General features: G+C 50.1%; 27 protein-coding genes and 3 tRNA genes. 22 read left to right on the top strand and 8 right to left on the bottom strand.

Translation table 11 applies throughout. The features are described from left to right. The first annotated feature begins 52 nt into the window (after positions 1-52). The 4 genes from dcyD to sdiA all read left to right on the top strand — a co-directional run bounded on the left by dcyD (position 53) and on the right by sdiA (position 3,431). A complete protein-coding gene (gene dcyD, locus OGX86_RS09850) occupies positions 53-1,039 on the top strand; it encodes a D-cysteine desulfhydrase (RefSeq protein ID WP_286639913.1) in 987 nt (328 codons plus the stop codon). A gap of 21 nt (positions 1,040-1,060) precedes the next feature. Further along, a complete protein-coding gene (tcyL, locus tag OGX86_RS09845; RefSeq protein WP_003030474.1) occupies positions 1,061-1,729 on the top strand; it encodes a cystine ABC transporter permease in 669 nt (222 codons plus the stop codon). Then, positions 1,726-2,478, top strand: a complete 753-nt coding sequence (gene tcyN, locus OGX86_RS09840; protein ID WP_003030477.1) for an L-cystine ABC transporter ATP-binding protein TcyN — start codon at positions 1,726-1,728, stop codon at positions 2,476-2,478. The genes tcyL and tcyN overlap by 4 nt, the downstream gene beginning before the upstream one ends. Before the next feature lie 230 nt (positions 2,479-2,708). Continuing rightward, on the top strand, positions 2,709-3,431 hold the full coding sequence (gene sdiA / locus OGX86_RS09835; RefSeq protein WP_103014249.1) for a quorum-sensing transcriptional regulator SdiA: 723 nt from the start codon (positions 2,709-2,711) through the stop codon (positions 3,429-3,431). 66 nt (positions 3,432-3,497) lie between these two features. On the opposite strand, the gene OGX86_RS09830 is transcribed toward sdiA, so the two are convergent. Both OGX86_RS09830 and OGX86_RS22835 read right to left on the bottom strand, forming a co-directional pair. Next, entirely contained in the window at positions 3,498-3,722 is a 225-nt protein-coding gene (locus OGX86_RS09830) for a DUF2594 family protein (RefSeq protein WP_003030482.1), read from the bottom strand. Between the two features lie 19 nt (positions 3,723-3,741). Beyond that, entirely contained in the window at positions 3,742-3,885 is a 144-nt protein-coding gene (locus OGX86_RS22835; protein WP_418219448.1) for a hypothetical protein, read from the bottom strand. Between the two features lie 296 nt (positions 3,886-4,181). On the opposite strand from OGX86_RS22835, the gene uvrY reads away from it, so the two are divergent. From uvrY to OGX86_RS09800, 6 genes are all read left to right on the top strand, one after another. After that, positions 4,182-4,838 carry a UvrY/SirA/GacA family response regulator transcription factor gene (gene uvrY, locus OGX86_RS09825; protein ID WP_006684079.1) on the top strand — a complete coding sequence of 219 codons (657 nt, stop codon included), beginning with the start codon at positions 4,182-4,184 and terminating at the stop codon, positions 4,836-4,838. Further along, positions 4,835-6,667: an excinuclease ABC subunit UvrC gene (gene uvrC / locus OGX86_RS09820; protein ID WP_003834021.1), complete on the top strand. Its 1,833-nt coding sequence runs from the start codon at positions 4,835-4,837 to the stop codon at positions 6,665-6,667. Before uvrY ends, uvrC begins: the two co-directional genes overlap by 4 nt. 55 nt (positions 6,668-6,722) lie before the next feature. After that, the gene (gene pgsA, locus OGX86_RS09815) at positions 6,723-7,271 is read left to right on the top strand and encodes a CDP-diacylglycerol--glycerol-3-phosphate 3-phosphatidyltransferase (protein WP_003030490.1); all 549 of its coding nucleotides are present in this window, start codon (positions 6,723-6,725) and stop codon (positions 7,269-7,271) included. A gap of 151 nt (positions 7,272-7,422) precedes the next feature. Then, positions 7,423-7,498: transfer RNA gene (locus OGX86_RS09810), tRNA-Gly, on the top strand. Positions 7,499-7,549: 51 nt separating this feature from the next. Next, positions 7,550-7,623: transfer RNA gene (locus OGX86_RS09805), tRNA-Cys, on the top strand. Between the two features lie 12 nt (positions 7,624-7,635). Beyond that, positions 7,636-7,722, top strand: a tRNA-Leu gene (locus tag OGX86_RS09800). A gap of 156 nt (positions 7,723-7,878) precedes the next feature. On the opposite strand, the gene OGX86_RS22745 is transcribed toward OGX86_RS09800, so the two are convergent. Beyond that, entirely contained in the window at positions 7,879-8,223 is a 345-nt protein-coding gene (locus OGX86_RS22745) for a hypothetical protein (protein WP_128317483.1), read from the bottom strand. Positions 8,224-8,427: 204 nt separating this feature from the next. Between OGX86_RS22745 and OGX86_RS09790 the strand changes: the two genes are divergently transcribed. The 6 genes from OGX86_RS09790 (at position 8,428) to OGX86_RS09765 (ending at position 12,439) form a co-directional block, all read left to right on the top strand. Next, positions 8,428-9,117 (top strand): LolA family protein, encoded by a 690-nt coding sequence (locus tag OGX86_RS09790; RefSeq protein WP_128317484.1) that lies wholly within the window; start codon positions 8,428-8,430, stop codon positions 9,115-9,117. 13 nt (positions 9,118-9,130) lie between these two features. Next, positions 9,131-9,601: an SRPBCC family protein gene (locus OGX86_RS09785; RefSeq protein ID WP_213785943.1), complete on the top strand. Its 471-nt coding sequence runs from the start codon at positions 9,131-9,133 to the stop codon at positions 9,599-9,601. 208 nt (positions 9,602-9,809) lie between these two features. After that, the gene (locus tag OGX86_RS09780) at positions 9,810-10,952 is read left to right on the top strand and encodes a transglutaminase-like domain-containing protein (protein WP_167820048.1); all 1,143 of its coding nucleotides are present in this window, start codon (positions 9,810-9,812) and stop codon (positions 10,950-10,952) included. Beyond that, the gene (locus OGX86_RS09775) at positions 10,930-11,286 is read left to right on the top strand and encodes a mercuric transporter MerT family protein (protein WP_003833912.1); all 357 of its coding nucleotides are present in this window, start codon (positions 10,930-10,932) and stop codon (positions 11,284-11,286) included. Before OGX86_RS09780 ends, OGX86_RS09775 begins: the two co-directional genes overlap by 23 nt. Further along, positions 11,283-11,564 carry a heavy-metal-associated domain-containing protein gene (locus OGX86_RS09770; protein WP_003833910.1) on the top strand — a complete coding sequence of 94 codons (282 nt, stop codon included), beginning with the start codon at positions 11,283-11,285 and terminating at the stop codon, positions 11,562-11,564. Before OGX86_RS09775 ends, OGX86_RS09770 begins: the two co-directional genes overlap by 4 nt. 209 nt (positions 11,565-11,773) lie before the next feature. Beyond that, the gene (locus OGX86_RS09765) at positions 11,774-12,439 is read left to right on the top strand and encodes a YecA/YgfB family protein (protein ID WP_003034581.1); all 666 of its coding nucleotides are present in this window, start codon (positions 11,774-11,776) and stop codon (positions 12,437-12,439) included. Positions 12,440-12,465: 26 nt separating this feature from the next. Here the strand turns inward: OGX86_RS09765 and tyrP are convergent, their stop codons facing one another. Next, positions 12,466-13,677, bottom strand: coding sequence for a tyrosine transporter TyrP (gene tyrP, locus OGX86_RS09760; protein ID WP_286639910.1), 1,212 nt, complete (start codon positions 13,675-13,677; stop codon positions 12,466-12,468). Positions 13,678-13,902: 225 nt separating this feature from the next. On the opposite strand from tyrP, the gene OGX86_RS09755 reads away from it, so the two are divergent. Further along, positions 13,903-14,142, top strand: coding sequence for a YecH family metal-binding protein (locus OGX86_RS09755; RefSeq protein WP_048224238.1), 240 nt, complete (start codon positions 13,903-13,905; stop codon positions 14,140-14,142). A gap of 45 nt (positions 14,143-14,187) precedes the next feature. On the opposite strand, the gene ftnA is transcribed toward OGX86_RS09755, so the two are convergent. Together ftnA and yecR are read right to left on the bottom strand one after the other, a co-directional pair. Beyond that, positions 14,188-14,685 (bottom strand): non-heme ferritin, encoded by a 498-nt coding sequence (gene ftnA / locus OGX86_RS09750; protein ID WP_003034588.1) that lies wholly within the window; start codon positions 14,683-14,685, stop codon positions 14,188-14,190. 194 nt (positions 14,686-14,879) lie between these two features. Further along, positions 14,880-15,215, bottom strand: a complete 336-nt coding sequence (gene yecR, locus OGX86_RS09745) for a YecR family lipoprotein (RefSeq protein WP_048224236.1) — start codon at positions 15,213-15,215, stop codon at positions 14,880-14,882. 267 nt (positions 15,216-15,482) lie between these two features. On the opposite strand from yecR, the gene OGX86_RS09740 reads away from it, so the two are divergent. Then, on the top strand, positions 15,483-16,121 hold the full coding sequence (locus OGX86_RS09740; RefSeq protein WP_003034591.1) for an RpiB/LacA/LacB family sugar-phosphate isomerase: 639 nt from the start codon (positions 15,483-15,485) through the stop codon (positions 16,119-16,121). A gap of 33 nt (positions 16,122-16,154) precedes the next feature. Here the strand turns inward: OGX86_RS09740 and OGX86_RS09735 are convergent, their stop codons facing one another. Continuing rightward, the gene (locus tag OGX86_RS09735) at positions 16,155-17,576 is read right to left on the bottom strand and encodes an MFS transporter (RefSeq protein WP_128317488.1); all 1,422 of its coding nucleotides are present in this window, start codon (positions 17,574-17,576) and stop codon (positions 16,155-16,157) included. Positions 17,577-17,705: 129 nt separating this feature from the next. Here OGX86_RS09735 and OGX86_RS09730 point away from each other — a divergent pair, with 129 nt between their 5' ends. Further along, entirely contained in the window at positions 17,706-17,957 is a 252-nt protein-coding gene (locus tag OGX86_RS09730) for a DUF2766 family protein (RefSeq protein ID WP_003034595.1), read from the top strand. Between the two features lie 139 nt (positions 17,958-18,096). Here OGX86_RS09730 and OGX86_RS09725 read toward each other — a convergent pair whose 3' ends face one another. Then, positions 18,097-18,600 carry a non-heme ferritin-like protein gene (locus OGX86_RS09725; RefSeq protein WP_048224230.1) on the bottom strand — a complete coding sequence of 168 codons (504 nt, stop codon included), beginning with the start codon at positions 18,598-18,600 and terminating at the stop codon, positions 18,097-18,099. Positions 18,601-19,155: 555 nt separating this feature from the next. On the opposite strand from OGX86_RS09725, the gene OGX86_RS09720 reads away from it, so the two are divergent. From OGX86_RS09720 to araG, 3 genes are all read left to right on the top strand, one after another. Continuing rightward, entirely contained in the window at positions 19,156-19,713 is a 558-nt protein-coding gene (locus OGX86_RS09720; RefSeq protein WP_286639907.1) for a DJ-1/PfpI family protein, read from the top strand. A gap of 318 nt (positions 19,714-20,031) precedes the next feature. Beyond that, positions 20,032-21,021: an arabinose ABC transporter substrate-binding protein gene (locus tag OGX86_RS09715; protein WP_286639905.1), complete on the top strand. Its 990-nt coding sequence runs from the start codon at positions 20,032-20,034 to the stop codon at positions 21,019-21,021. Between the two features lie 132 nt (positions 21,022-21,153). After that, a complete protein-coding gene (gene araG, locus OGX86_RS09710) occupies positions 21,154-22,668 on the top strand; it encodes an arabinose ABC transporter ATP-binding protein AraG (protein ID WP_003839135.1) in 1,515 nt (504 codons plus the stop codon). Positions 22,669-22,678 lie beyond the last annotated feature (10 nt).

Below are 22,678 nucleotides of genomic sequence, written 5' to 3'. Positions count from 1 at the left end.
CCTGAACGTGCATAATAAAAAGAACATCACAACAACGAATACCGGAGGCTGTATGCCGCTGCATAACTTAACGCGCTTTCCACGTCTGGAATTTATTGGCGCGCCAACGCCGCTCGAATATCTTCCACGCTTCTCCGATTACCTTGGGCGCGATATTTTCATCAAACGCGATGACGTCACGCCGATGGCCATGGGCGGCAATAAGCTACGTAAGCTGGAATTCCTTGCCGCAGACGCACTTCGTGAAGGTGCTGATACGCTGATAACCGCAGGTGCCATCCAGTCTAACCACGTTCGCCAGACGGCGGCGGTAGCGGCTAAGCTTGGCCTGCACTGCGTGGCGCTGTTGGAAAATCCGATTGGCACTACGGCGGAAAACTATCTCACCAACGGCAACCGTCTGCTGCTGGATCTGTTTAATACGCAAATCGAAATGTGCGATGCGCTGACCGACCTGAATGCGCAGCTTCAGGAACTGGCGACGCGCATTGAAGCACAGGGCTTCCGCCCGTATGTGATCCCCGTTGGCGGTTCTAACGTCCTGGGCGCATTGGGTTATGTGGAAAGCGCGCTGGAAATTGCCCAGCAGTGTGAAGGGGCCGTTGCGCTTTCTTCCGTTGTGGTGGCATCGGGCAGCGCGGGAACGCACGCCGGGCTGGCCGTGGGCCTGGAACAACTGATGCCAGACGTCGAGCTGATCGGCGTGACCGTCTCGCGCAGCGTCGCCGATCAAAAGCCCAAAGTAGTAACGTTACAGCAGGACATTGCCCGAGAACTGGAACTGACGGCCTCAGCGGATATCCTGTTATGGGATGATTATTATGCGCCGGGCTACGGTAGGCCAAACGAAGAGGGCATGGAGGCGGTAAAACTGCTGGCGCGCCTGGAAGGCATTTTGTTGGATCCGGTGTATACCGGTAAGGCGATGGCGGGTTTGATTGACGGCATCAGCCAGAAGCGCTTTAAAGACGAAGGGCCAATCCTCTTTATTCATACCGGTGGGGCACCTGCACTGTTTGCCTACCATCCTCACGTGTAACAACCAGGTCGAAAAACGCTAATGCATGAAAGTATCCAACTGGTAATTGATTCTCTGCCGTATCTGCTCAAAGGCGCGGTTTTTACGCTGCAACTGAGTATCGGCGGGATGTTTTTTGGCCTCGTGCTGGGGTTTATCCTGGCGTTGATGCGTCTGTCGCCGCTGTTGCCTGTGCGCTGGCTGGCGCGTTTTTATATCTCTATTTTTCGCGGAACACCGCTAATTGCCCAACTGTTCATGATCTATTACGGTCTGCCGCAGTTTGGTATTGAGCTTGATCCCATCCCGGCGGCGATGATTGGCTTGTCGCTGAATACGGCGGCCTACGCTGCGGAAACTCTGCGTGCGGCAATCTCTTCCATCGATAAAGGGCAGTGGGAGGCAGGTGCCAGTATTGGTATGACGCGCTGGCAGACCATGCGCCGGGCAATCCTGCCGCAGGCTGCGCGTGTTGCGTTGCCGCCGCTGAGCAACAGCTTTATCAGTCTGGTGAAAGATACCTCTTTGGCCGCCACTATTCAGGTACCGGAACTGTTCCGTCAGGCGCAGCTGATTACCTCGCGTACGTTGGAAGTCTTTACGATGTATCTGGCGGCCTCGTTGATTTACTGGGTGATGGCGACGGTGCTTTCTGCGCTGCAAAACTATTTTGAAGAACAACTGAACCGCCAGGAGAGAGAGCCGAAATGAGTGCTATCGAAGTCAGAAACCTGGTCAAAAAATTTCATGGGCAAACGGTGCTGCATGGGATCGATCTTGACGTCAAACCTGGTGAAGTAGTAGCGATTATCGGGCCGAGCGGATCGGGCAAAACCACGCTGCTGCGTAGCATTAATTTGCTGGAGCAACCGGAGGCGGGCACTATTAAAGTGGGTGAGATTACCATTGATACCGCGCGTTCGTTGACCCAGCAGAAAGGGCTGATTCGTCAGTTACGTCAGCACGTCGGTTTTGTGTTCCAGAACTTTAATTTGTTCCCGCATCGGACGGTGCTGGAAAACATTATTGAAGGGCCGGTGATAGTCAAAGGTGAACCAAAAGCTGAAGCGACAGCTCGTGCGCGTGAATTGCTGGCGAAAGTCGGGCTAGCAGGTAAAGAAACCAGCTATCCGCGGCGTTTATCGGGCGGACAGCAGCAGCGCGTTGCGATTGCCCGGGCGCTGGCGATGCGACCTGAGGTTATTCTTTTTGATGAACCGACCTCTGCGCTCGATCCGGAGCTGGTTGGCGAGGTACTTAATACCATCCGCCAACTGGCGCAGGAAAAACGCACCATGGTGATTGTGACGCATGAAATGAGCTTTGCTCGCGATGTTGCCGATAGAGCGATATTTATGGATCAAGGACGGATAGTGGAGCAGGGACCAGCAAAATCCTTATTCACGCATCCGCAGCAGCCGCGTACCCGCCAGTTTCTTGAGAAGTTTTTGATGCAATAAATAGTGCATATAGCACTCGTCGGAATTGTTTCTGGCGAGTGCTGTTCGCATAACTATTTATAATTATTGCTTTATTATTAATGCTTGAATCTGTTACTTCCTTCCACTGTTGAGTAATACTCAAGTAATTCTTCATTTGTCCGATAATTTGCATATATAAAATACATTTATGTGTTAGCTTGTTTCATATGTTTGGATGATTATCAATCTCAGGGGCATTACCACTTAGTATGCAGGATCATGATTTCTTCACCTGGCGACGGAGCATGCTGTTACGCTTTCAGGAAATGGCGACGGCAGAGGATGTCTATACGGAATTACAACAACAGACGCAGCACTTAGAGTTCGATTTTTACGCGCTCTGTGTTCGTCATCCGGTACCTTTTACCCGACCTAAAACGTCTCTTCATACGACCTATCCCAAAGCATGGGTGGCGCATTATCAGTCCGAAAATTATTTCGCCATTGATCCGGTGCTGAAACCTGAAAACTTCAGTCAGGGGCATTTACCCTGGAACGATACTCTGTTTCGCGATGCGCAACCTTTGTGGGACGCCGCACGCAATCACGGTTTACGCAAAGGGATGACGCAATGCCTATTGTTGCCGAATCGGGCGTTGGGTTTTTTATCGGTATCGCGTGCAAGTATCCGTAATAGTCGTTTTGCGAATGATGAAGTGGAGCTCAGGATGCAGCTTCTGGTGCGGGAAAGCCTGTCGGTGCTGACGCGACTGGAAGATGACATGGTCATGGCGCCAGAGATGCGCTTTAGCAAGCGGGAAAAGGAAATATTGAAATGGACGGCGGAGGGGAAGACCTCTTCAGAGATAGCCATCATTCTGTCGATTTCTGAAAATACCGTGAACTTCCATCAGAAGAATATGCAAAAGAAATTCAATGCACCAAACAAAACGCAGATAGCCTGTTATGCCGCGGCAACCGGGCTTATCTGAGTAAATTATCGTTCTGAGTGTCAGACGCAAAACCGGCTGAGAGCATTGCTATCAGCCGGTTTCTTTTTACTGGCGGTAAGCTTGTTTAATTTGCTTAACCGTGTTGGAAAATACCGCCGCCTGTGATTGATCTTCAATCAGCGCGAGCTGTTTTTCCATTTTAAGAATCACGCGGCCTGCATCGGCTTGACCCATTGCCTGCAGCATCAGCGTTAACATGGCTTTCAGGCAGGTGACTTCATTGGCCAGTTCCTGGTTATTCTCAGCAGTGGAAAAGTCAGGCGTACTCATTTATTTTCCTCGTTATGTTTCAATGAAAAAGTGCGATGTCAAATCTTAAGGCGGCGGAGTATACCATAAGCGAGGCTAAAAATATCTGTGGTTGTTTTTTGCGCGGACCAATGTTGTGGACATTAAAATAAACAACATGTTGCAGTGCATATATTTTCTCCACATGTTGTTTATTTCGAGTATTTTCCTCGTTAATTATTGTTACAACTTTGACTGCCTATTTTGCATTCAGCGGGGGAATATGAATTTTTTGTCACTATTCTGAAACAGCTATGCAGATATAACCGTGGCAGAAGGCTGTCAGGACTGAAAGTTTCCACTCGTCGTACAATCTAATTTCCAAAAACGAGAGCAAAATCGAAAGTCGGGCGTTTTTTACATTTCAAAGTTGAGATAAAACCCGTTAACATAGGGCCGATTAACTATCGGTAGCGTTATCCCTATTCTGGAGATATTCCTTTGATCAACGTTTTTCTTGTTGATGACCACGAACTGGTGCGCGCAGGGATACGACGCATTCTGGAAGATATAAAAGGCATAAAAGTTGTCGGCGAAGCGTGCTGCGGTGAAGATGCGGTAAAATGGTGCCGCTCAAATTCCGTTGACGTTGTGCTGATGGATATGAATATGCCCGGTATTGGCGGTCTGGAAGCAACCCGCAAAATTGCGCGTTCCACGGCAGACATTAAAGTGATCATGCTGACGGTACACACCGAAAACCCATTACCTGCAAAAGTTATGCAGGCAGGTGCGGCAGGGTATCTCAGCAAAGGCGCCGCCCCCCAGGAAGTAGTGAGTGCGATTCGTTCGGTTTATTCCGGGCAGCGTTATATTGCCTCCGATATCGCTCAGCAAATGGCGCTCAGCCAGATTGAGCCTGAGAAAACGGAAACCCCGTTTGCCAGTTTGTCTGAACGCGAGTTGCAGATTATGCTGATGATCACCAAAGGTCAGAAGGTCAATGAGATCTCAGAGCAACTGAATCTTAGTCCTAAAACGGTGAACAGCTATCGCTATCGAATGTTCAGTAAATTAAACATTCATGGCGATGTAGAGCTGACTCACCTGGCAATTCGCCATGGCCTGTGTAATGCGGAGACATTAACAAGCCAGTGACCGATCAGTTTGATGCCAAAGCGTTCCTGAAAACCGTGACCAGTCAGCCCGGTGTCTATCGTATGTATGATACCGCCGGGACGGTTATCTATGTCGGGAAAGCGAAAGACCTGAAAAAAAGGCTTTCCAGCTACTTCCGTAGTAATCTTGCTTCACGCAAGACCGAAGCGCTGGTCGCGCAAATCCAGCAGATTGATGTCACGGTAACGCACACTGAAACCGAAGCGTTATTGCTTGAGCACAACTACATCAAGCTGTATCAGCCGCGCTATAACGTATTGCTGCGCGATGATAAATCCTACCCTTTTATATTCCTTAGCGGCGATACCCACCCGCGCCTGGCGATGCATCGCGGGGCAAAGCATGCCAAAGGCGAGTACTTTGGACCGTTCCCTAACGGTTATGCGGTGCGAGAAACGCTGGCGCTGTTGCAGAAAATATTCCCTATCCGTCAGTGCGAAAACAGCGTTTATCGCAACCGTTCTCGACCTTGTCTGCAATATCAGATTGGCCGCTGTCTTGGTCCGTGTGTTGCGGGTCTGGTGAGTGAGGAAGAGTATGCTCAGCAGGTCGAGTATGTTCGTCTGTTTCTGTCCGGAAAGGACGATCAGGTATTAACGCAGCTGATCGCCCGCATGGAAAAGGCCAGCCAAAATCTCGAATTTGAAGAGGCTGCACGCATTCGTGACCAAATCCAGGCCGTACGCCGCGTGACAGAAAAACAGTTTGTCTCTAATACCGGAGACGATCTGGACGTCATTGGCGTGGCGTTTGACGCCGGTATGGCCTGTGTGCACGTTCTGTTTATTCGCCAGGGTAAAGTGCTGGGCAGCCGCAGCTATTTCCCGAAAGTACCCGGTGGCACGGAACTCGGCGAGGTCGTCGAAACCTTTGTCGGGCAGTTTTATCTGCAGGGGAGCCAGATGCGTACCTTACCCGGGGAGATCCTGCTCGATTTTAATCTTAGCGATAAAACCCTGCTGGCAGACTCACTGTCTGAACTGGCCGGACGGAAGATTAACGTGCAGACAAAACCGCGAGGGGATCGCGCGCGTTATCTGAAGCTGGCGCGAACCAACGCGGCAGTGGCACTCACCACGAAACTTTCTCAGCAGTCGACGATTACGCAACGTCTGACGGCGCTGGCCTCCGTATTGAAGTTACCCGCGGTGAAGCGTATGGAGTGCTTCGACATCAGCCATACGATGGGCGAGCAGACGGTAGCCTCCTGCGTGGTCTTTGATGCCAATGGCCCGCTGCGCGCAGAGTATCGCCGCTACAACATTACCGGCATTACGCCGGGTGATGATTATGCGGCGATGAATCAGGTTTTGCGTCGGCGTTATGGTAAGGCGATTGAAGAAAGTAAGATTCCGGACGTCATATTGATCGACGGCGGTAAGGGTCAGTTAGGGCAGGCGAAAGCCGTTTTTGCTGAGCTGGACGTTCCCTGGGACAAACAGCACCCACTCTTGCTGGGGGTGGCAAAAGGGGCCGATCGTAAAGCCGGTCTGGAAACGTTGTTCTTTGAGCCGGAAGGTGAGGGCTTTAGTTTGCCGCCGGATTCGCCTGCATTGCACGTTATCCAGCATATCCGCGATGAATCTCACGATCATGCGATTAGCGGGCATCGTAAAAAGCGGGCGAAGGTGAAAAGCACCAGCACGCTTGAGACCATCGAAGGTGTCGGGCCAAAGCGTCGCCAGATGTTGTTGAAATATATGGGAGGTTTGCAAGGTCTTCGTAACGCAAGTATCGAAGAAATTGCAAAAGTGCCGGGTATTTCGCAAGCTCTGGCAGAAAAGATCTTCTACTCGTTGAAACATTAGGCCCTCTGTAGCAACATAGGGGTAATTTCACTGACAACAGATAGTTATCCGTCATATGCAATTTAATATCCCTACGTTGCTCACGCTGTTTCGCGTCATCCTGATCCCATTCTTTGTATTGGCTTTTTACCTGCCATTCACCTGGGCTCCCTTTGTTTGTGCGCTGATCTTCTGTATCGCAGCGGTCACTGACTGGTTTGACGGTTTTCTGGCGCGCCGCTGGAACCAAAGCACGCGTTTTGGCGCCTTCCTCGATCCGGTCGCTGATAAAGTGCTGGTGGCAATCGCGATGGTCCTGGTGACAGAGCATTACCACAGCTGGTGGGTGACGCTTCCTGCCGCAACAATGATTGCGCGTGAAATTATCATCTCTGCACTGCGTGAATGGATGGCCGAACTGGGTAAACGCAGCAGCGTAGCCGTATCCTGGATCGGTAAAGTGAAAACCACTTCGCAAATGGCTGCTCTGGCCTGGCTGCTGTGGCGTCCAAATATCTGGGTAGAGTATGCTGGGATCGCACTTTTCTTCGTCGCCGCGATACTGACTTTGTGGTCAATGTTCCAGTATTTGAGCGCTGCACGTGGAGATTTGCTTGATCAGTGATCGTTTCGACGCAAATTTCAGCAAACGATCGTCAGTGGTGAAAAATATCGTTGACTCATTGCGTCAGGTAAGTAGAATGCAACGCATCGAACGGCAGCACTGATTGCCAGACGATAACAAAATCAAGTGATTAACAAAATTACTTGGTGATGCGGGAATAGCTCAGTTGGTAGAGCACGACCTTGCCAAGGTCGGGGTCGCGAGTTCGAGTCTCGTTTCCCGCTCCAAATTTAAGACATCGGCAATAGCGGATGTCGGCTGTAAAGCCAGAAGATTTCGGCGCGTTAGCAAAGCGGTTATGTAGCGGATTGCAAATCCGTCTAGTCCGGTTCGACTCCGGAACGCGCCTCCAATTTCTTCCCGAGCCCGGATGGTGGAATCGGTAGACACAAGGGATTTAAAATCCCTCGGCGTTCGCGCTGTGTGGGTTCAAGTCCCACTCCGGGTACCATGGGAAAGAACAGAATAATCAAAGCAATAAGCAGTGTCGTGAAACCACCTACGGGTGGTTTTTTTGTGCCTGTTTTTTACAAGCATAGATACCTTGCGTCAAGCAACCTGCCAGAAACGTAAACTGCCCTCTATATACTCACTATTGCTAATCAATCTATCGCCGAATCGGCGCGTTAAACATAAAGCCCCCTCGGGCAGGGTTGTTGATAAACCCATCGCGGGCGGGATTATAGTTGTGATCCTGGAAACCATTCATCAGGATGGGATCGCCAAAGCCATCCTGTATCGCCAGCTGTCTGTGGATTCGGTTTCGTGCCCTGAACGTGAAAGCGAAATCATCCGTCCCGCCAATGATGATCACGCCATTACCAGCTCGAAGTGCCTCGCTCAACTCTTGCTCTCTAACAGCCTGGTTTTGTAACGCGCTGGCTGTGGCAGACGATGACGCCAGCAGCAGTAATATGTGAACGGCGCATGAAAATACCGATGGCAGTTTCATGATTAATACCTATAAAAAGCATGGCTATTAAAGTATAGCTTTATGTTGTCATCTTAACTGAAAAGAAAACCAATAATTTAAACCTGCTATCCATACTGTGTTTAAAAGTCCGGAAGAGTAGTGCCGCGCAGTTAAGAACTATAATAAAAACAGCCAACAGGTGATTACTTCTTTTTGCTGGCAATGCTGGTTCAGGGGGCTGCTATGAGCATTTCATCTTTTCCGATAGTTATGTTCGCAGCATTGCTCACCCTTAGTAGTGCAGCATATTCGGTGGAAAAAAAGGATATCTTTTCGCAGAATGCCAGGGCTACGGATCCCATCGCATTTTCTCAACAGTCATTTAATAACCTGACGTCTTATCAGGTCATGATGCGTTCCTCGTCGCCATCCGATGAAAGCAAAATTATTCGCTATAGCTTTCAAAAGCCTGGGTACGTGCGGATGGATTTTACCCAACCGCATTCAGGTGCGGTGCTTATTTTTAATCCTGTCAGCGGTAAAGTGACGTTATGGCCATTTGGTGTGGGTTCGTTGCCCATTTTGCACCTGTCGCCTACTAATTCATTGATCCAGGATGAGCGCGGTCATCGGGTGAATCGTTCTGATATCGGCGTGTTGTTGGGCAATATTCGTCATCTGCAACGCGAAGGGACAACAACCACAGTTGGTAATGAAAACCTTGCAGGACGGGCGACGACGCGCGTATCTGTGGTTGGGCCAGGAACAATGGCGGTTGATGGTGTTCACCGCTATGACGTCTGGCTGGATAATTATCACGGACTCCCTGCCAAAGTGATCAGCTATGCGCCAGATGGGCAGCGATTAGAAACCGTGCTTCTGGATGCTATGGTCATTAACATCCGTTTTCCCGCCAATTTCTTCTCGCCTTGAGGGAGTCTGTATTATGGCTAACTATCGGTTTTCCACCGTCTGGCGGGTTGAGGCTTCAATTCAGGAGGTATGGGATGTTTTTTCTCATCCCGATCAGTGGCCAGAATGGTGGGAAAGTCTGGAACGCATTGTTGAGATTAAAAAAGGTGATATACAGGGCATTGGGGCGCTGCATCGTTATACCTGGAAAGGAGCGCTTCCTTATCGCTTAACCTTTGATATCAACGTGTTGAATATTCTGCCCTGCTCGCTGCTTGAGGGGCAAGCCAGCGGGGCGGTTGAAGGGCGAGGCGTGTGGTCTTTTTCTGCAAGTGGTGCAGAAACTATCGTCAGATATGACTGGAATGTGCGTACCACGATCCGCTGGATGAATTACCTGGCCCCGCTGGCAGCACCTGTATTTCGCTGGAATCACAATACGGTCATGCGCGAGGGGGCAAGAGGGTTAGCCCGCAAACTGGCAACGAATGTCTATATTTTCTGAACTCGCCCTCACTGCTGTACTTTTTGCCTGCCTATGGCTTACTATCTGTCGCGCAGTTTCTCATTTCATTCACAGTTAACAGGTCTGTTATTGATGAATAACCTCCATCGGCTTACCTTTTTATGTCAGCGTCTGTCTGCTGTGATGATCGCATACGGTTTTTACCTTCTTAGCCGTAGCTCAACTCTTACAACATGGACAGACAGCAATGCAACGTCGACAATTTCTCAAAAATAGCGTTCTCCTTTCCGCCGCCGGTTTAGTCGGTCCTGCGGTTATTAGCCAGACGGTTCACGCCGCTGAGCCATCCGTTGCACCAGTCGCGCGTCGGCGCTTTGTGTTATCCCAGACGTATAAACTTAACCCTCCTAAGGGATCGAGCGGCGTGGTAAAACTGTGGATCCCGCTTCCGGTAGATACCGCGTTTCAACAAATGACGGCGCTTGCCTTTAGCGGAAACTACAAGCATGCGTACGTTACCACTAATAATACTTATGGCGCGAAAACGCTGTTCGCCACCTGGCCTGACTCGCAGGGCGAACTGTTGATTAACGTTGATATCGACATTGAAACCGCCGACTGGGAGCCGCTGAAGCAGGACGCGCTGAAAACCTGGCAAGCGCCGGAGCAGATTATTTATCCGCTTGATGTAAAACCGTACCTGCTACCGACGACACATACCCCAGTTGATGGGCTGGTTCTGGAAACCGCGCGTAAAATTACCGGTAATGAGCAGGATCCGCTGAAAAAAGCGCGCCTGATTTACGAATGGGTGAGTAGCCATATGGAGCGCGATAACGACGTTATTGGCTGCGGCACGGGGGATGTGGCGGAGATCTTAAAAAGCGGTAAGCTCAAAGGAAAATGCACCGACATGAGCTCCGTTTTTGTTGCTCTGGCACGGGCCAGCGGCATTCCGGCGCGCGAACTGTTTGGCATCCGTCTGGGCAAAGCCAATAAACTCGAACGTTACTCGAAAAGCGCTTTTGGCAAAGCAGACAGTGCAGGCGTCGCCGATGTGAGCGGCGGGCAACATTGCCGAGCCGAATTCTATCTGGCCGGTTACGGCTGGTTACCGTGCGATCCTGCTGATGTGACCAAAATGCGTCTGGCAGAGAAAAAGTCGCATCAGGACGCCGATGTCCAGGCGGTAAACACTTACCTGTTTGGTAACTGGGAAATGAACTGGGTTGGATTTAACTACGGGCGTGATTTCGAGCTGTATCCAGCAACGGAACAGGGAGCCATGAACAACTTTGGCTATCCTTACGCTGAAGTCGATGGTGACCCGATCAATTTCTATGATCCTAAAGCGTTCTCCTACAGCTATGTCGCCACAGAACAACGCTAAAGGGGCGGGGCTCACCCTGTTGACGGCCGCTGCGGCTGCTGTCACCGCGGGCTTATGCTGCGTTGGACCGCTGCTCTATCTGTTGTTTGGTATTTCGGCGGCGAGCTTTGCTGTTTTCACCCAGTTTGAGTTTTTGCGAATTCCCCTGATGCTGGTGTCATTGGGCTTATTACTGCGCGTCTTCTGGCGGCTCTATTTCTCCAGGCGGCTGTGGTGCTCCGGATGGTTAACGTTGAAGCAAGCGCGCGTTCTCTACTGGTGCGCGCTGGCGTTGATTTTGCCAGTGCTATTTTATCCAACGCTCGTTGCCTGGTTTTATGAGGTATTTGAATGAAAATCTTCACATTAGTTGCATGCTTGTTGCTGCCGCTGTGGGCTCAGGCGGCCAATCAAAAAGTGGTGCTGGATATACAAAATATGACCTGCTCGCTGTGCGTTATTTCGGTCAATCAGGCTCTACGTGAAACCGACGGTGTGATTAAAGCAAAATCCTCCCTAAAAACCCGACAAGCAGAAGCGATTGTGCCAGAAGGTTTCCCAACCGATACTTTACTTAACGCGGTAGCGAAAACGGGCTATACCGCAACGCTCAACCGTATTGAACAACAGTAAACCACCTTCGGGTGGTTTTATTGTGTTTTCCCGGTATGATGCCCGGCGGCTTAGTGTTCTCTTTTGTGCGTTAACTTCCGGAATTCCCCTCGTTTCCTGTTAACCTGAACAGGCGGCAGCTATATGCCGCATATGCCCATTTTTATCTGTTATCCCTCCAGCCATGTAGGATGATCACAGGCAAGATTTTTTGACTAAGGAAAAGCGTTATGAAAACGGGACCATTAAACGAGAGCGAACTGGAATGGCTGGATGATGTACTGACTAAGTACAATACAGACAAGGCTATTCTGGATGTGTCAGAACTGGATGGTTTGCTGACGGCGGTGTTGAGTTCACCGTATGAAATTGAACCAGAGCAGTGGCTGGTCGCAATTTGGGGCGGCGCGCAGTATGTCCCTCGCTGGTCCTCCGAAAAAGAAATGACGCGTTTCATGAACCTGGCGTTTCAACATATGGCGGATACGGCCGATCGTCTGGATGAATACCCTGAGCAGTTTGAGCCGCTGTTTGGTTTGCGTGAAATTGACGAGCATGAACTGACCATCGTTGAAGAGTGGTGCTTTGGTTATATGCGCGGCGTCGCACTGTCAGACTGGTCCGCGTTACCGGACACGTTAAAACCAGCACTTGAAGCTATTGCGCTGCACGGCACGGAAGAGAACTTTGCGGTGGTTGAGAAACTAACGCCGGAAGCGTTTGAAGAGAGCGTCGATGCCATCCGCCTGGCAGCGCTGGACCTGCATGCTTACTGGATGGCGCATCCTCAGGAAACGCCGGTCAAAGTACCGGTGAAAGTGGATGCCAAAGTAGGACGCAATGACCCTTGCCCATGTGGCAGCGGAAAGAAATATAAGCAGTGCTGTTTGCATTAACAGAAAGGGGCGAAAGCCCCTTTGTTTTAACCCACTTCTGGTAGTAATCCTGCTGCAATAGAAAACTGTACTGCTATCACCACAATGCCGCACAAAAATACCAGCGCCAGCGCCGGAGCACCGCCTGCTACGCGGTAGTTGGCCTGCGGATTATGTTTTCTGCTCTGCCAGGCCAGCATCGAGGGAATGAGCAGCGCCAGCACCGCCAGGGCAACGCCCGCATACCCTAATGCCATGACAAAACCACGCGGATAGAACAGCGCGAATGCCAGCGGCGGCAGGAATGTCACCGCGCCGGTTTGCATTCTTCCCGCTACGGTATTGCTGCGCTGGAAGAGGTCGGCCAGGTAGTCAAATAATCCCAATGCAACGCCGAGGAAAGAGGTTGCCAGCGCGAGGTCGGCGAACAGATGCACCGCCAGTTCGACGTGCGGCGAAGCCACGACTTCACGCAATGCCTGCAATAAGCCGTTTAAGCCTACGTGGTTGGCTAATAGCCCCATGAACGTTGTCGAGTTAATGCTACCAAGCGTCGCCAGTTGCCAGAAGATATAGGCGACCAGAGGAATAGCGCTACCCGTAATAAACACCCAACGCAGTTTACGGATGTTACCGTTCATATAGCTGACGATACTGGGAACACTGCCGTGAAAACCGAACGAGGTGAAGATGACCGGGATTGCGGAGAGCGCCAACCCCTGTTGCAGCGGTAGCGTAAGCAGGTTCACTTTATGAATATGCGGCATTAACAGAGCCAGCATCGCCACCAGGAAGATTATCTTGGCACTGAATAGCAGACGGTTGAACAGATCGACCAGCGAGGTCCCCACGCAAACCACGCCACCGGCAACAAAGGTGAACAGCAGTACGCCTGTCGTCGGAGATATATTTGTTCCAGTCCAGTCGCTGATGCTGGAGGCCAGCAGTTCACCTGCACCACTGATGTACGCCGCCGTCAGGGCATACATTAAAAACATCATGCTAAAGCCCGTTACCCATTGTCCGTAACGACCAAGATAACGTTTTGCCAGCGTACCCAGCCCGGTGTCTGCCGGGACATGTTGATACACTTCAAGCAGCAACAGCGCGGTGTAGCACATCAACGCCCAAAGACTGACTAACAATACCAGCGTGACGCTAAACCCCACGCCTGCCGCAGCCAGCGGCATTGCCAACATACCGGCACCAATCGTGGTTCCCGCCACGATAAAAATACTACCCAGGGTTCTGTTTTTCACGCTTTCCTCTGTCCCAGAGATAATCAATGGTTATATCTGCGGCGCAGATTAAGGCAAAACGCTATTTTCGTCAAATCACCGTTACAATGACTGTACATTAATGTTTACGATTTTTTGACCGTTAAGATGTATAACAAATGACATTTATCTGCTGATAAACCTGCGTTAGCGCAAAGCGACGATGTGCTGTTCACATTAGGCTACGGACTTTATTAAGGAGGTAATATGGAATCTATTCACGGTCACGAAGTGCTTAACATGATGATTGAATCTGGTGAGCAGTATTCAAATGCCAGCCTTGAAGCGGCGATTACGACACGTTTCGGCGAGCAGGCGCGTTTTCACACTTGTTCTGCGGCGGATATGACGGCAGGCGAGTTAGTGGCGTTTTTAGCGGCGAAGGGAAAGTTTATTGCAAAAGAAGACGGCTTCTCTACGCACGAAAGCAAGATCTGCCGTCACTGATTTCAAGGGGTAATGATGGCGTGTTGCCTTCATTACCCTAAAATATTAATTCTGTGTATCAAGCGTAGCCAGTTCTTTATCGATGAAATAAAGACCTTCGCCGCTTTTTCCTGCCAGCGACAGCTTATCAATAACAGATTTAAATAATTTCTCTTCTTCATGCTGCTCGGCAACATACCATTGCAGGAAATTAAAGGTTGGATAATCCTGGTGGGTCATTGCCGCGTGTGCCAGCTCATTAATTTTCTGGGTGATTAGCTGCTCGTGTTCGTAAGTAACACGGAACAGTTCATCCAGAGAAGCATATTCAGCAAAGGGTGAAGAAACGGTATTAATACGCGGCAAGCTGCCGGTATCGGTCAGGTAGTCGAACAGACGCTGCATGTGCGTCATCTCTTCCTGGGCGTGACGGCGCAAAAACGCGGCGGCACCTTCGAAGCTGTGATAGCTGCACCACGCGCTCATCTGTTGGTAGAGCAGAGATGAATATAATTCAAGATTCATTTGCTCATTCAGTTGGTCGATCATTTCTGTTTTCAGCATGGTTCTGCTCCACAAACGTTATTATATATTGACGTGGCGCCACTATAATTTGTTATTTAATTATTTGCAAAAGGTAAAATAATAAATTTATTTATTAAAAATGCGAATGGGAATAAAACGCATTAACGATATTAAACGGAGGATATAAATAATAAAGTGGTAAAAGACCAGCAAAAATGAGCTGGTCGGAAATATTAATAATTGAAAGAAGGTGATTGGGGCACTGCGACACCATGACACTGCCAGGCGAGTGTAATTTTGGTATTTAAGCACAGAGAGCCTGCATACACGCTACAGGTTGACACCGGCTGACCAAACGCTTCTGCGCTGGCATAGCCCAGGCGCTGACACTCTTTAGTGGCTGTCCCTTGGGTAACGTAGTCATCGGTGCGTGCTGTTTGTAACATGGCCTGATTATAAGTCAGGCGAACCACACCAGTGATGGTGCTGGCTTCGCTGACCTGTGCCTGTTTTGTAATTGTGCATCCTGTCAGCATGAGCGGCAAAAGCGCTAGGATAAAGGTCTTCATGAGATCGCTCTGAAAGTTCGAAGATACACTATCATGGCATACAGAGACCCTCATCAATGGCTTGAATAGCCCGAAGATCACCTGCGATTAATCACAACGAGGTCATTTGCTTGAGGTAATTCTGAACTGTTCAGACAGGAATGTGAGCGCAATTTTATTTTTTAAAACTAAATTTCATTAAATTTGAAAGTGTGATTGCAAAATAGTAATGTGGCTGAATGTTATGACTTTCAGCGGGCTACCGCAGCGCATTCAGGAGAGTATAGAATGAAAATTGCATTGATGATGGAAAACAGCCAGGCAAGCAAAAACGCCATCATCCATAACGAGCTTAAGGCCGTTGCGGATGAGAAAGGTTTTCCGGTCTATAACGTTGGGATGAGCGACGAAAATGATCATCATCTGACCTACATCCATTTAGGCATTATGGCCAGCATCCTGCTTAATTCCAAAGCTGTAGACTTTGTTGTTACAGGTTGCGGTACGGGCCAGGGGGCAATGATGTCACTGAATATCCATCCGGGTGTGGTGTGTGGCTATTGCCTTGATCCTGCAGATGCGTTCTTGTTCTCTCAGATCAACAACGGCAACGCGCTTTCTCTGGCATTCGCCAAAGGTTTTGGCTGGGGTGCTGAGCTGAATGTGCGCTATATGTTTGAAAAAGCGTTCACCGGGCGTAACGGCGAAGGCTACCCACCGGAGCGTAAAGAGCCGCAGGTGCGTAACGCCGGTATTCTGAATCAGGTGAAAGCGGCTGTGGTAAAAGAAAATTATCTGGACACGCTGCGCGCGATCGATCCTGAACTGGTGAAAACCGCTGTATCAGGCCCGCGCTTCCAGCAGTGCTTCTTTGAAAACTGCCAGGACAAAGCAATCGAAGCGTTTGTACGCGAGGTGATTGGCTAAATCCTGTGAGCCCGGCGGCGTTCACCCTCCGGGCTACCTGTTCTTGTTCGATACTGCGCTTCCTGCATCACGGGTGAGCCGCAGCGTATCCACCATACCTACCAGACAAATAATGGCAATAGCGACAAAGGCCAGCCGGAAACTGATCCCCGGAATATTGCCCAATGCCAGCTTTTCACTGACCACATCGCCAATGCGGATGCCAATAGCGGCTAAAGAAATGCCCAACCCCACCGCTAATTGTGTCGCCGTACTGAACAGCGTATTAGCGTAGCTCATTTGTGCTGCGGGGACGTCCGCGAAGGCAAGCGTGCTGACGCCGGTAAACTGAATTGAGCGGAACACACCGCCCAGATACAACACCAGCAAAATAACCCACACGGGGGTCTGCGGCGTAATTAATGCACAGGCCAGCAACGCCAAAACGTTAAGTGCACCGTTAATCAACAGCAGTTTCTTAAAGCCCAGCCAGCGTATCAACGGTGTGGTGGCAGGTTTAATCGTCAGATTGCCGACAAATACCGCCAGTACCAGCGAGCCCGCGTGAAAAGCGTTCATGCCAAAACCTACCTGAAACATTAACGGCAGCAGAAATGGCACGGCGCTGATAGAGGCACGAAACAGCGATCCGCCATACATGGTGACGCGAAAAGTAGGCACGTTCATGGCATCAAGGCGAATCATTGGCCAGGCGGTGCGATGAAAATGATGCAGGGCAAACATAAAGGTCACTGTTCCTAGCGCCAAAAGTCCGGCGGTCAGCCAGCCCTGAGGCTGTTGGGTTCCCAGTAACTCCATGGCATACACCAGGCTCACCATCGCAACAGAGGTTGCGATAAATCCCGTTATATCAAATGGGCGGCGCTCGTCGTCATGAATATCCGGGATAAAACGTAGCGCCAGCGCAATCGCCAGTATTCCGAGCGGTACATTAATGAAGAAGATCCAGCGCCAGTTGGCATAGCTGGTAATGAATCCGCCAAGGGGAGGGCCAATGATGGGCGCGACTAACGCGGGCCAGGTCAGGGTCGCAATAGCGGTGATCAACTGATGTTTAGGCGTGGTTCGCAATACCGCGAGTCGGCCAACCGGAACCATTAGCGCACCACCTACACCCTGTAAGATTCGCATGGCGACAAAGCTCTCAAGGCTTTCGGACAAACCGCATAAAACTGAGGCGAGAGTAAATATCGCCAGTGCAAGGGTAAACACCTTTCGGGCGCCGAAGCGATCCGCAATCCAGCCGCTGGCGGGGATCAGTACCGCGAGGGTGATCAGATAGGCGCTGATACCTATGTTCAGGTCAACTGCGTGCACGCCAAAACTTTTCGCCATGTCGGGCAGTGCGGTGGCAATCACCGTGCCGTCAATAAACTCCATAAAGAAAGCCCCGGCAACAAGTAATGCAGCCGGGGATAGACCGCGTTTGTTCTCAACCGCTAAATGTTCACTCATGTTGTGCTTGCCATCTCAAAAGAAACTGACTGGAACTATTTTTATTTTCAGCGCATTCGGAAGGCATGCGCGGCTATCGTTTCGTTCGTTGAATGGGTACTATGACGACCTTTCTATAAGGAGCTCACTATGTCCCAAACACTGAATGCCGATCAGGAACTGCTCTCGGACGTTGTTGCCTGTCAGTTGGTTATCAAGCAGATTCTGGATGTTCTTGATGTTATTGCCCCAGTAGAAGTTCGGGAGAAAATGTCCAGCCAACTGAAAAGCATCGACTTTTCCAGCCATCCTGCAGGTGCCGATCCGGTCACTATGCGCGCAATACAAAAAGCGGTTGCCTTGATCGAGTTGAAATTCACGCCGCAGAATGAATCTCACTAAAATAAACCGTTGTTTCAGGTTTTAGAAAGGTTTTTTTGCGCCTCGCAGAATGAGAGGCGTGAGCGTAGAGAAAATTAAGCACCAGCCGGATAAGGTGCGTCGCATCGTTATCCGGCATTAACACGATGAAAATTGAAGATTAGTGATGTTGATAGTTCACGACGTTCAGCAGGTGCTTATCGGTTTGCGCCATGCACAGTCCCGCACGTTTAGCGCAGCGGACTTCATCAAGAATCGTCTGTAACAGCACGCCATCCTGCTGCTGCTCTTTTTCCAGATCGTGAAGAAAATCAATGGTTGTTGCATCATTCAAGGCTTCTGCTTCATTGGTTAAGCGTGATAGCTTGCTGTAACGCTGTTGGTATTCATCCAGCGTTTTCTGAAACAGTTCTTCAAGGGAAGTTAGTTCATCACCCGGAACATCGATAGCCTTGACGATAGGGTTAGCCCCGGCACTTTTCATAAAATTAAACATACGCATCATTTGAGTCACGTTACCTTGCGCCTGGGTGCGTAGAAAGGTTGCGGTGCCAGTCAGGCTGTGTTCGTAGCACCATTCACTGAGATGCAGGTAAAGATTCGATGCGTAGAACTCGAGGTTCATTTGCGTGTTAAGTTTATGAACAATTCCAACTGCAGCCATATCAATATCCTTATTTCCAGAAAGGGGGATGTACGTTACTAACGTCAGTGCAACGGGCTGCCGCTACACCTCACCACTACGTACAATTAAAACTGTTAGCAGAATAAATCCGTTCCGCCGGTCCTTTAGTGATCACGAATTATATTCGCTCCCGATCGAGATTCAGCATAACTCCAGTCCCGACATAAGAAAATCCTTAAATCTGCGTATTTATGATTTTTTACATATTGTCATAGCAATATTAGTGATTTTTCCGCTTGTGCATATAAATGCTGTGAATATAACAGATTGATATTTATAGCATTAAAGTGAGATGTTGATAATGAAATGATGTTTCATATCACGAAATGGAATTTCACAATCAGGTATTGTCTGTCGCCAGATGATTATCTGGTCTTCGGATGAAGAAATTTCACCATTGACCCGCGTCTGTGAACGCTATCTGTTGGCTAATTTTTTTTGCGCCAGATCAGTTTTGTGGAAATTAATAAAGTTAAGCGCCTGAATGATTCGACATTTATTGTTTGGTGTATTTGGAAAAATCGAGGAGTGTGTATGAAAAAGGTTGCCGTGCTACTGGCACCTGGTTTTGAAGAGGCGGAAGCCATTGTTACCATTGATATTCTGCGCCGCCTGCAGATCGAAGTTGAAACACTGGCCTGCGCCGAGTCCCGTGCGGTGGTGAGCTACCATGACGTGCCGATGGTGACGGACAGCACGCTGGCTGCGCGTCAGACGGATCTTTATGATGCCGTTGTGTTACCCGGCGGGCCGCAGGGCAGCGTTAACCTTGCCGCCAGTGAGGCTGTCATCCAGTTTATCGCTCGCCATGACGAGGCAGGAAAACTCATTTGCCCGGTGTGTTCTGCGGCGGCGCGCGTGCTGGGTGGCAAAGGCCTGCTGAAGGGGCGTCGCTATGTGTGTTCGGGAGATCTGTGGCAAAACGTCGCGGATGGAGAATATATTGATGCGCCGGTTGTTGAAGATGGCAATCTTATTAGCGGCAAAGGGTTAGGGCATATTTTCGATTTTGCTTTCACGCTTTCAGCGCGTCTGCTGGAAGATGACATTCCGGTTCGCGATCACGCTGACCACATTTATTACAGATGGTAATCATTGTGCTCCCGAATGCTTCGGTATTCGGGAACAAGGATTCGTTGGCTGATGTTATGGATTAATCTGCTACCCCTCTTTTTTCCCGTCGACAAAACCGCGTTTTTTTATGTCATTTTCCGCTGAATTTATGTACGCAATTACTGTAATTCTGTGGTGTGATGCCGCTCTCTTATGGAGAATCAATTTCCCGCTAAAAATACTCTCAGCACTGGCATTGATCTTATCAATAAAAGGTAATGCCTTGTTTTACGTCCGAATTACAAAAAATCGTCTGATTTTACCCTACATAAAAGAACGTTAAAGCTGGAGTTAACCATGCACAAATTCACTAAAGCGCTGGCTGCCATCGGTCTGGCTGCCATTATGTCACAATCCGCTATCGCTGAATCCATGAAGCTCGGTTTCCTGGTCAAACAGCCGGAAGAACCGTGGTTCCAGACTGAATGGAAATTTGCCGATAAAGCCGGTAAAGACCTTGGTTTTGAGGTGATTAAAATTGCCGTTCCGGATGGTGAGAAAACCCTTAACGCCATCGACAGCCTGGCTGCAAGTGGAGCAAAAGGGTTTGTGATTTGTACGCCAGACCCAAAACTGGGGCCAGCCATTATGGCTAAGGCGCGCGGCTACGATATGAAAGTCATTGCCGTCGACGACCAGTTTGCCAACGCCAAAGGTAAGCCAATGGATACCGTGCCACTGGTGATGATGGCGGCAACCAAAATTGGTGAGCGCCAGGGCCAGGAACTGTACAAGGAGATGCAAAAACGCGGTTGGGATGTGAAATCCACCGCCGTAATGGCCATTACCGCCAACGAACTGGATACCGCACGTCGTCGTACTTCTGGTTCAATGGAAGCGCTTAAAGCCGCAGGCTTCCCGGAAAAACAGATTTACCAGGTCCCAACAAAATCGAATGACATCCCCGGCGCATTTGACGCCGCCAACTCCATGCTGGTTCAGCATCCTGAAGTCAAAAACTGGCTGATTGTCGGCATGAACGACAACACCGTGCTGGGTGGCGTACGTGCGACCGAGGGGCAGGGCTTCAAAGCACCAAACGTGATTGGTATCGGGATCAACGGCGTTGACGCGGTGAGCGAACTGTCAAAAGGCGAAGCGACCGGGTTCTACGGTTCACTGCTGCCAAGCCCGGACGTGCACGGCTACAAATCCAGTGAAATGCTCTACAACTGGGTAACGAAAGGAGCAGAGCCATCGGCATTCACTGAAGTGACAGATGTGGTGCTGATTACCCGCGATAACTTCAAAGAAGAGCTGGCGAAGAAAGGCTTAGGCGGTAAGTAACAGAAGTGCTGCGATGTTGTAGGCCGGATTAGGCGAAGCCGCCTTCCGGCGCAATGCCCGGTGGCGCTGTGCTTACCGGGCCTACGTCCGGCGGTTTTCCAGGCCGGTAAAATCCTGACTCACGGAGACGTTATGCAACAGTCTACCCCGTATCTCTCATTTCGCGGCATTGGCAAAACGTTCCCGGGCGTTAAGGCGCTGACGGATATCAGTTTCGACTGCTATGCCGGACAGGTGCATGCGCTGATGGGCGAAAATGGCGCCGGGAAATCAACACTCTTAAAAATTCTCAGCGGTAACTATGCGCCAACAACGGGATCTCTGACGATCCGCGGACAGGAAGTTTCGTTCGCGGATACCACTGCCGCACTCAACGCCGGTGTCGCCATTATTTATCAGGAACTGCATCTCGTCCCGGAAATGACCGTTGCCGAGAATATTTATTTAGGGCAGTTACCGCACAAAGGCGGGATTGTGAACCGCTCGTTGCTGAACTATGAAGCAGGAATCCAGCTGAAGCATCTGGGGATGGATATCGATCCCGATACCCCACTGAAATACCTCTCCATTGGCCAGTGGCAGATGGTGGAGATTGCAAAAGCGCTGGCGCGAAACGCCAAAATTATCGCCTTTGATGAACCAACCAGCTCCCTGTCGGCTCGCGAGATTGAGAATCTGTTTCGCGTTATCCGTGAGCTGCGCAACGAAGGACGCATCATTCTGTACGTTTCGCACCGTATGGAGGAGATTTTTGCTCTCAGCGATGCCATCACCGTGTTTAAAGATGGTCATTACGTCAAAACTTTCACGGACATGCAGCAGGTCGATCACGATGCGCTGGTGCAGGCGATGGTCGGGCGCGACCTCGGGGATATCTATGGCTGGAAATCCAGACCGTATGGCACAGAGCGTCTGCGGCTGCATGAAGTCAAAGCTCCAGGCGTGCGTACGCCAATCAGCTTATCCGTGCGAAGCGGTGAAATTGTCGGGCTGTTTGGTCTGGTGGGGGCCGGACGTAGCGAATTAATGAAAGGGCTGTTCGGCGGTACGCGTATCACGGCGGGCCAGGTATTTATTGATGAACAGCCTATCGATATCCGTAAACCAAGCCATGCCATTGAAGCGGGGATGATGCTGTGCCCGGAGGATCGTAAAGCCGAAGGGATTATTCCGGTCCATTCAGTGCGCAACAACATCAACATTAGTGCACGGCGTAAGCATGTTTTGGGGGGATGCGTGATCAACAACGGCTGGGAAGAGACCAATGCCGATCACCATATTCGTTCACTCAACATCAAAACGCCGGGAGCAGAGCAACTGATCATGAATCTCTCCGGGGGTAATCAACAGAAGGCTATTCTCGGTCGTTGGTTATCGGAAGAGATGAAAGTGATTTTGTTAGATGAGCCTACACGCGGCATTGATGTGGGCGCCAAGCATGAAATTTACAACGTGATTTATGCCCTCGCAGCGCGCGGTGTGGCCGTATTGTTTGCTTCCAGTGACCTGCCAGAAGTACTCGGTGTCGCCGACCGTATTGTGGTGATGAGAGAAGGTGAAATTGCCGGCGAGTTACTTCATGAACAGGCGGATGAGCGCCAGGCGTTGAGCCTTGCTATGCCTAAAGTCAGCCAGGCTGTAGCCTGAATAAGGAGAG

Source organism: Citrobacter sp. Cpo040 (genome assembly GCF_030332915.1).
Lineage (GTDB): Bacteria > Pseudomonadota > Gammaproteobacteria > Enterobacterales > Enterobacteriaceae > Citrobacter > Citrobacter portucalensis.
Note: the sequence above shows the minus strand (reverse complement) of the source record. Positions and strands in the feature narration are given on the sequence as shown.

Excerpts from the sequence above, each read along its gene's own strand:
- araG (WP_003839135.1), top strand. The coding sequence starts at position 21,154 with ATGCAACAGTCTACCCCGTATCTCTCATTTCGCGGCATTGGCAAAACG.
- OGX86_RS09720 (WP_286639907.1), top strand. The coding sequence starts at position 19,156 with ATGAAAAAGGTTGCCGTGCTACTGGCACCTGGTTTTGAAGAGGCGGAA.
- yecR (WP_048224236.1), bottom strand. The coding sequence starts at position 15,215 with ATGAAGACCTTTATCCTAGCGCTTTTGCCGCTCATGCTGACAGGATGC.
- sdiA (WP_103014249.1), top strand. The coding sequence starts at position 2,709 with ATGCAGGATCATGATTTCTTCACCTGGCGACGGAGCATGCTGTTACGC.
- OGX86_RS09725 (WP_048224230.1), bottom strand. The coding sequence starts at position 18,600 with ATGGCTGCAGTTGGAATTGTTCATAAACTTAACACGCAAATGAACCTC.
- OGX86_RS09770 (WP_003833910.1), top strand. The coding sequence starts at position 11,283 with ATGAAAATCTTCACATTAGTTGCATGCTTGTTGCTGCCGCTGTGGGCT.
- OGX86_RS09785 (WP_213785943.1), top strand. The coding sequence starts at position 9,131 with ATGGCTAACTATCGGTTTTCCACCGTCTGGCGGGTTGAGGCTTCAATT.
- OGX86_RS09730 (WP_003034595.1), top strand. The coding sequence starts at position 17,706 with ATGTCCCAAACACTGAATGCCGATCAGGAACTGCTCTCGGACGTTGTT.
- tcyL (WP_003030474.1), top strand. The coding sequence starts at position 1,061 with ATGCATGAAAGTATCCAACTGGTAATTGATTCTCTGCCGTATCTGCTC.
- OGX86_RS09830 (WP_003030482.1), bottom strand. The coding sequence starts at position 3,722 with ATGAGTACGCCTGACTTTTCCACTGCTGAGAATAACCAGGAACTGGCC.
- ftnA (WP_003034588.1), bottom strand. The coding sequence starts at position 14,685 with ATGCTGAAAACAGAAATGATCGACCAACTGAATGAGCAAATGAATCTT.
- dcyD (WP_286639913.1), top strand. The coding sequence starts at position 53 with ATGCCGCTGCATAACTTAACGCGCTTTCCACGTCTGGAATTTATTGGC.
- OGX86_RS09755 (WP_048224238.1), top strand. The coding sequence starts at position 13,903 with ATGGAATCTATTCACGGTCACGAAGTGCTTAACATGATGATTGAATCT.
- pgsA (WP_003030490.1), top strand. The coding sequence starts at position 6,723 with ATGCAATTTAATATCCCTACGTTGCTCACGCTGTTTCGCGTCATCCTG.
- OGX86_RS09775 (WP_003833912.1), top strand. The coding sequence starts at position 10,930 with ATGTCGCCACAGAACAACGCTAAAGGGGCGGGGCTCACCCTGTTGACG.
- OGX86_RS09790 (WP_128317484.1), top strand. The coding sequence starts at position 8,428 with ATGAGCATTTCATCTTTTCCGATAGTTATGTTCGCAGCATTGCTCACC.
- OGX86_RS22745 (WP_128317483.1), bottom strand. The coding sequence starts at position 8,223 with ATGAAACTGCCATCGGTATTTTCATGCGCCGTTCACATATTACTGCTG.
- OGX86_RS09715 (WP_286639905.1), top strand. The coding sequence starts at position 20,032 with ATGCACAAATTCACTAAAGCGCTGGCTGCCATCGGTCTGGCTGCCATT.
- OGX86_RS09740 (WP_003034591.1), top strand. The coding sequence starts at position 15,483 with ATGAAAATTGCATTGATGATGGAAAACAGCCAGGCAAGCAAAAACGCC.
- OGX86_RS09780 (WP_167820048.1), top strand. The coding sequence starts at position 9,810 with ATGCAACGTCGACAATTTCTCAAAAATAGCGTTCTCCTTTCCGCCGCC.
- OGX86_RS09735 (WP_128317488.1), bottom strand. The coding sequence starts at position 17,576 with ATGAGTGAACATTTAGCGGTTGAGAACAAACGCGGTCTATCCCCGGCT.
- OGX86_RS09765 (WP_003034581.1), top strand. The coding sequence starts at position 11,774 with ATGAAAACGGGACCATTAAACGAGAGCGAACTGGAATGGCTGGATGAT.
- tcyN (WP_003030477.1), top strand. The coding sequence starts at position 1,726 with ATGAGTGCTATCGAAGTCAGAAACCTGGTCAAAAAATTTCATGGGCAA.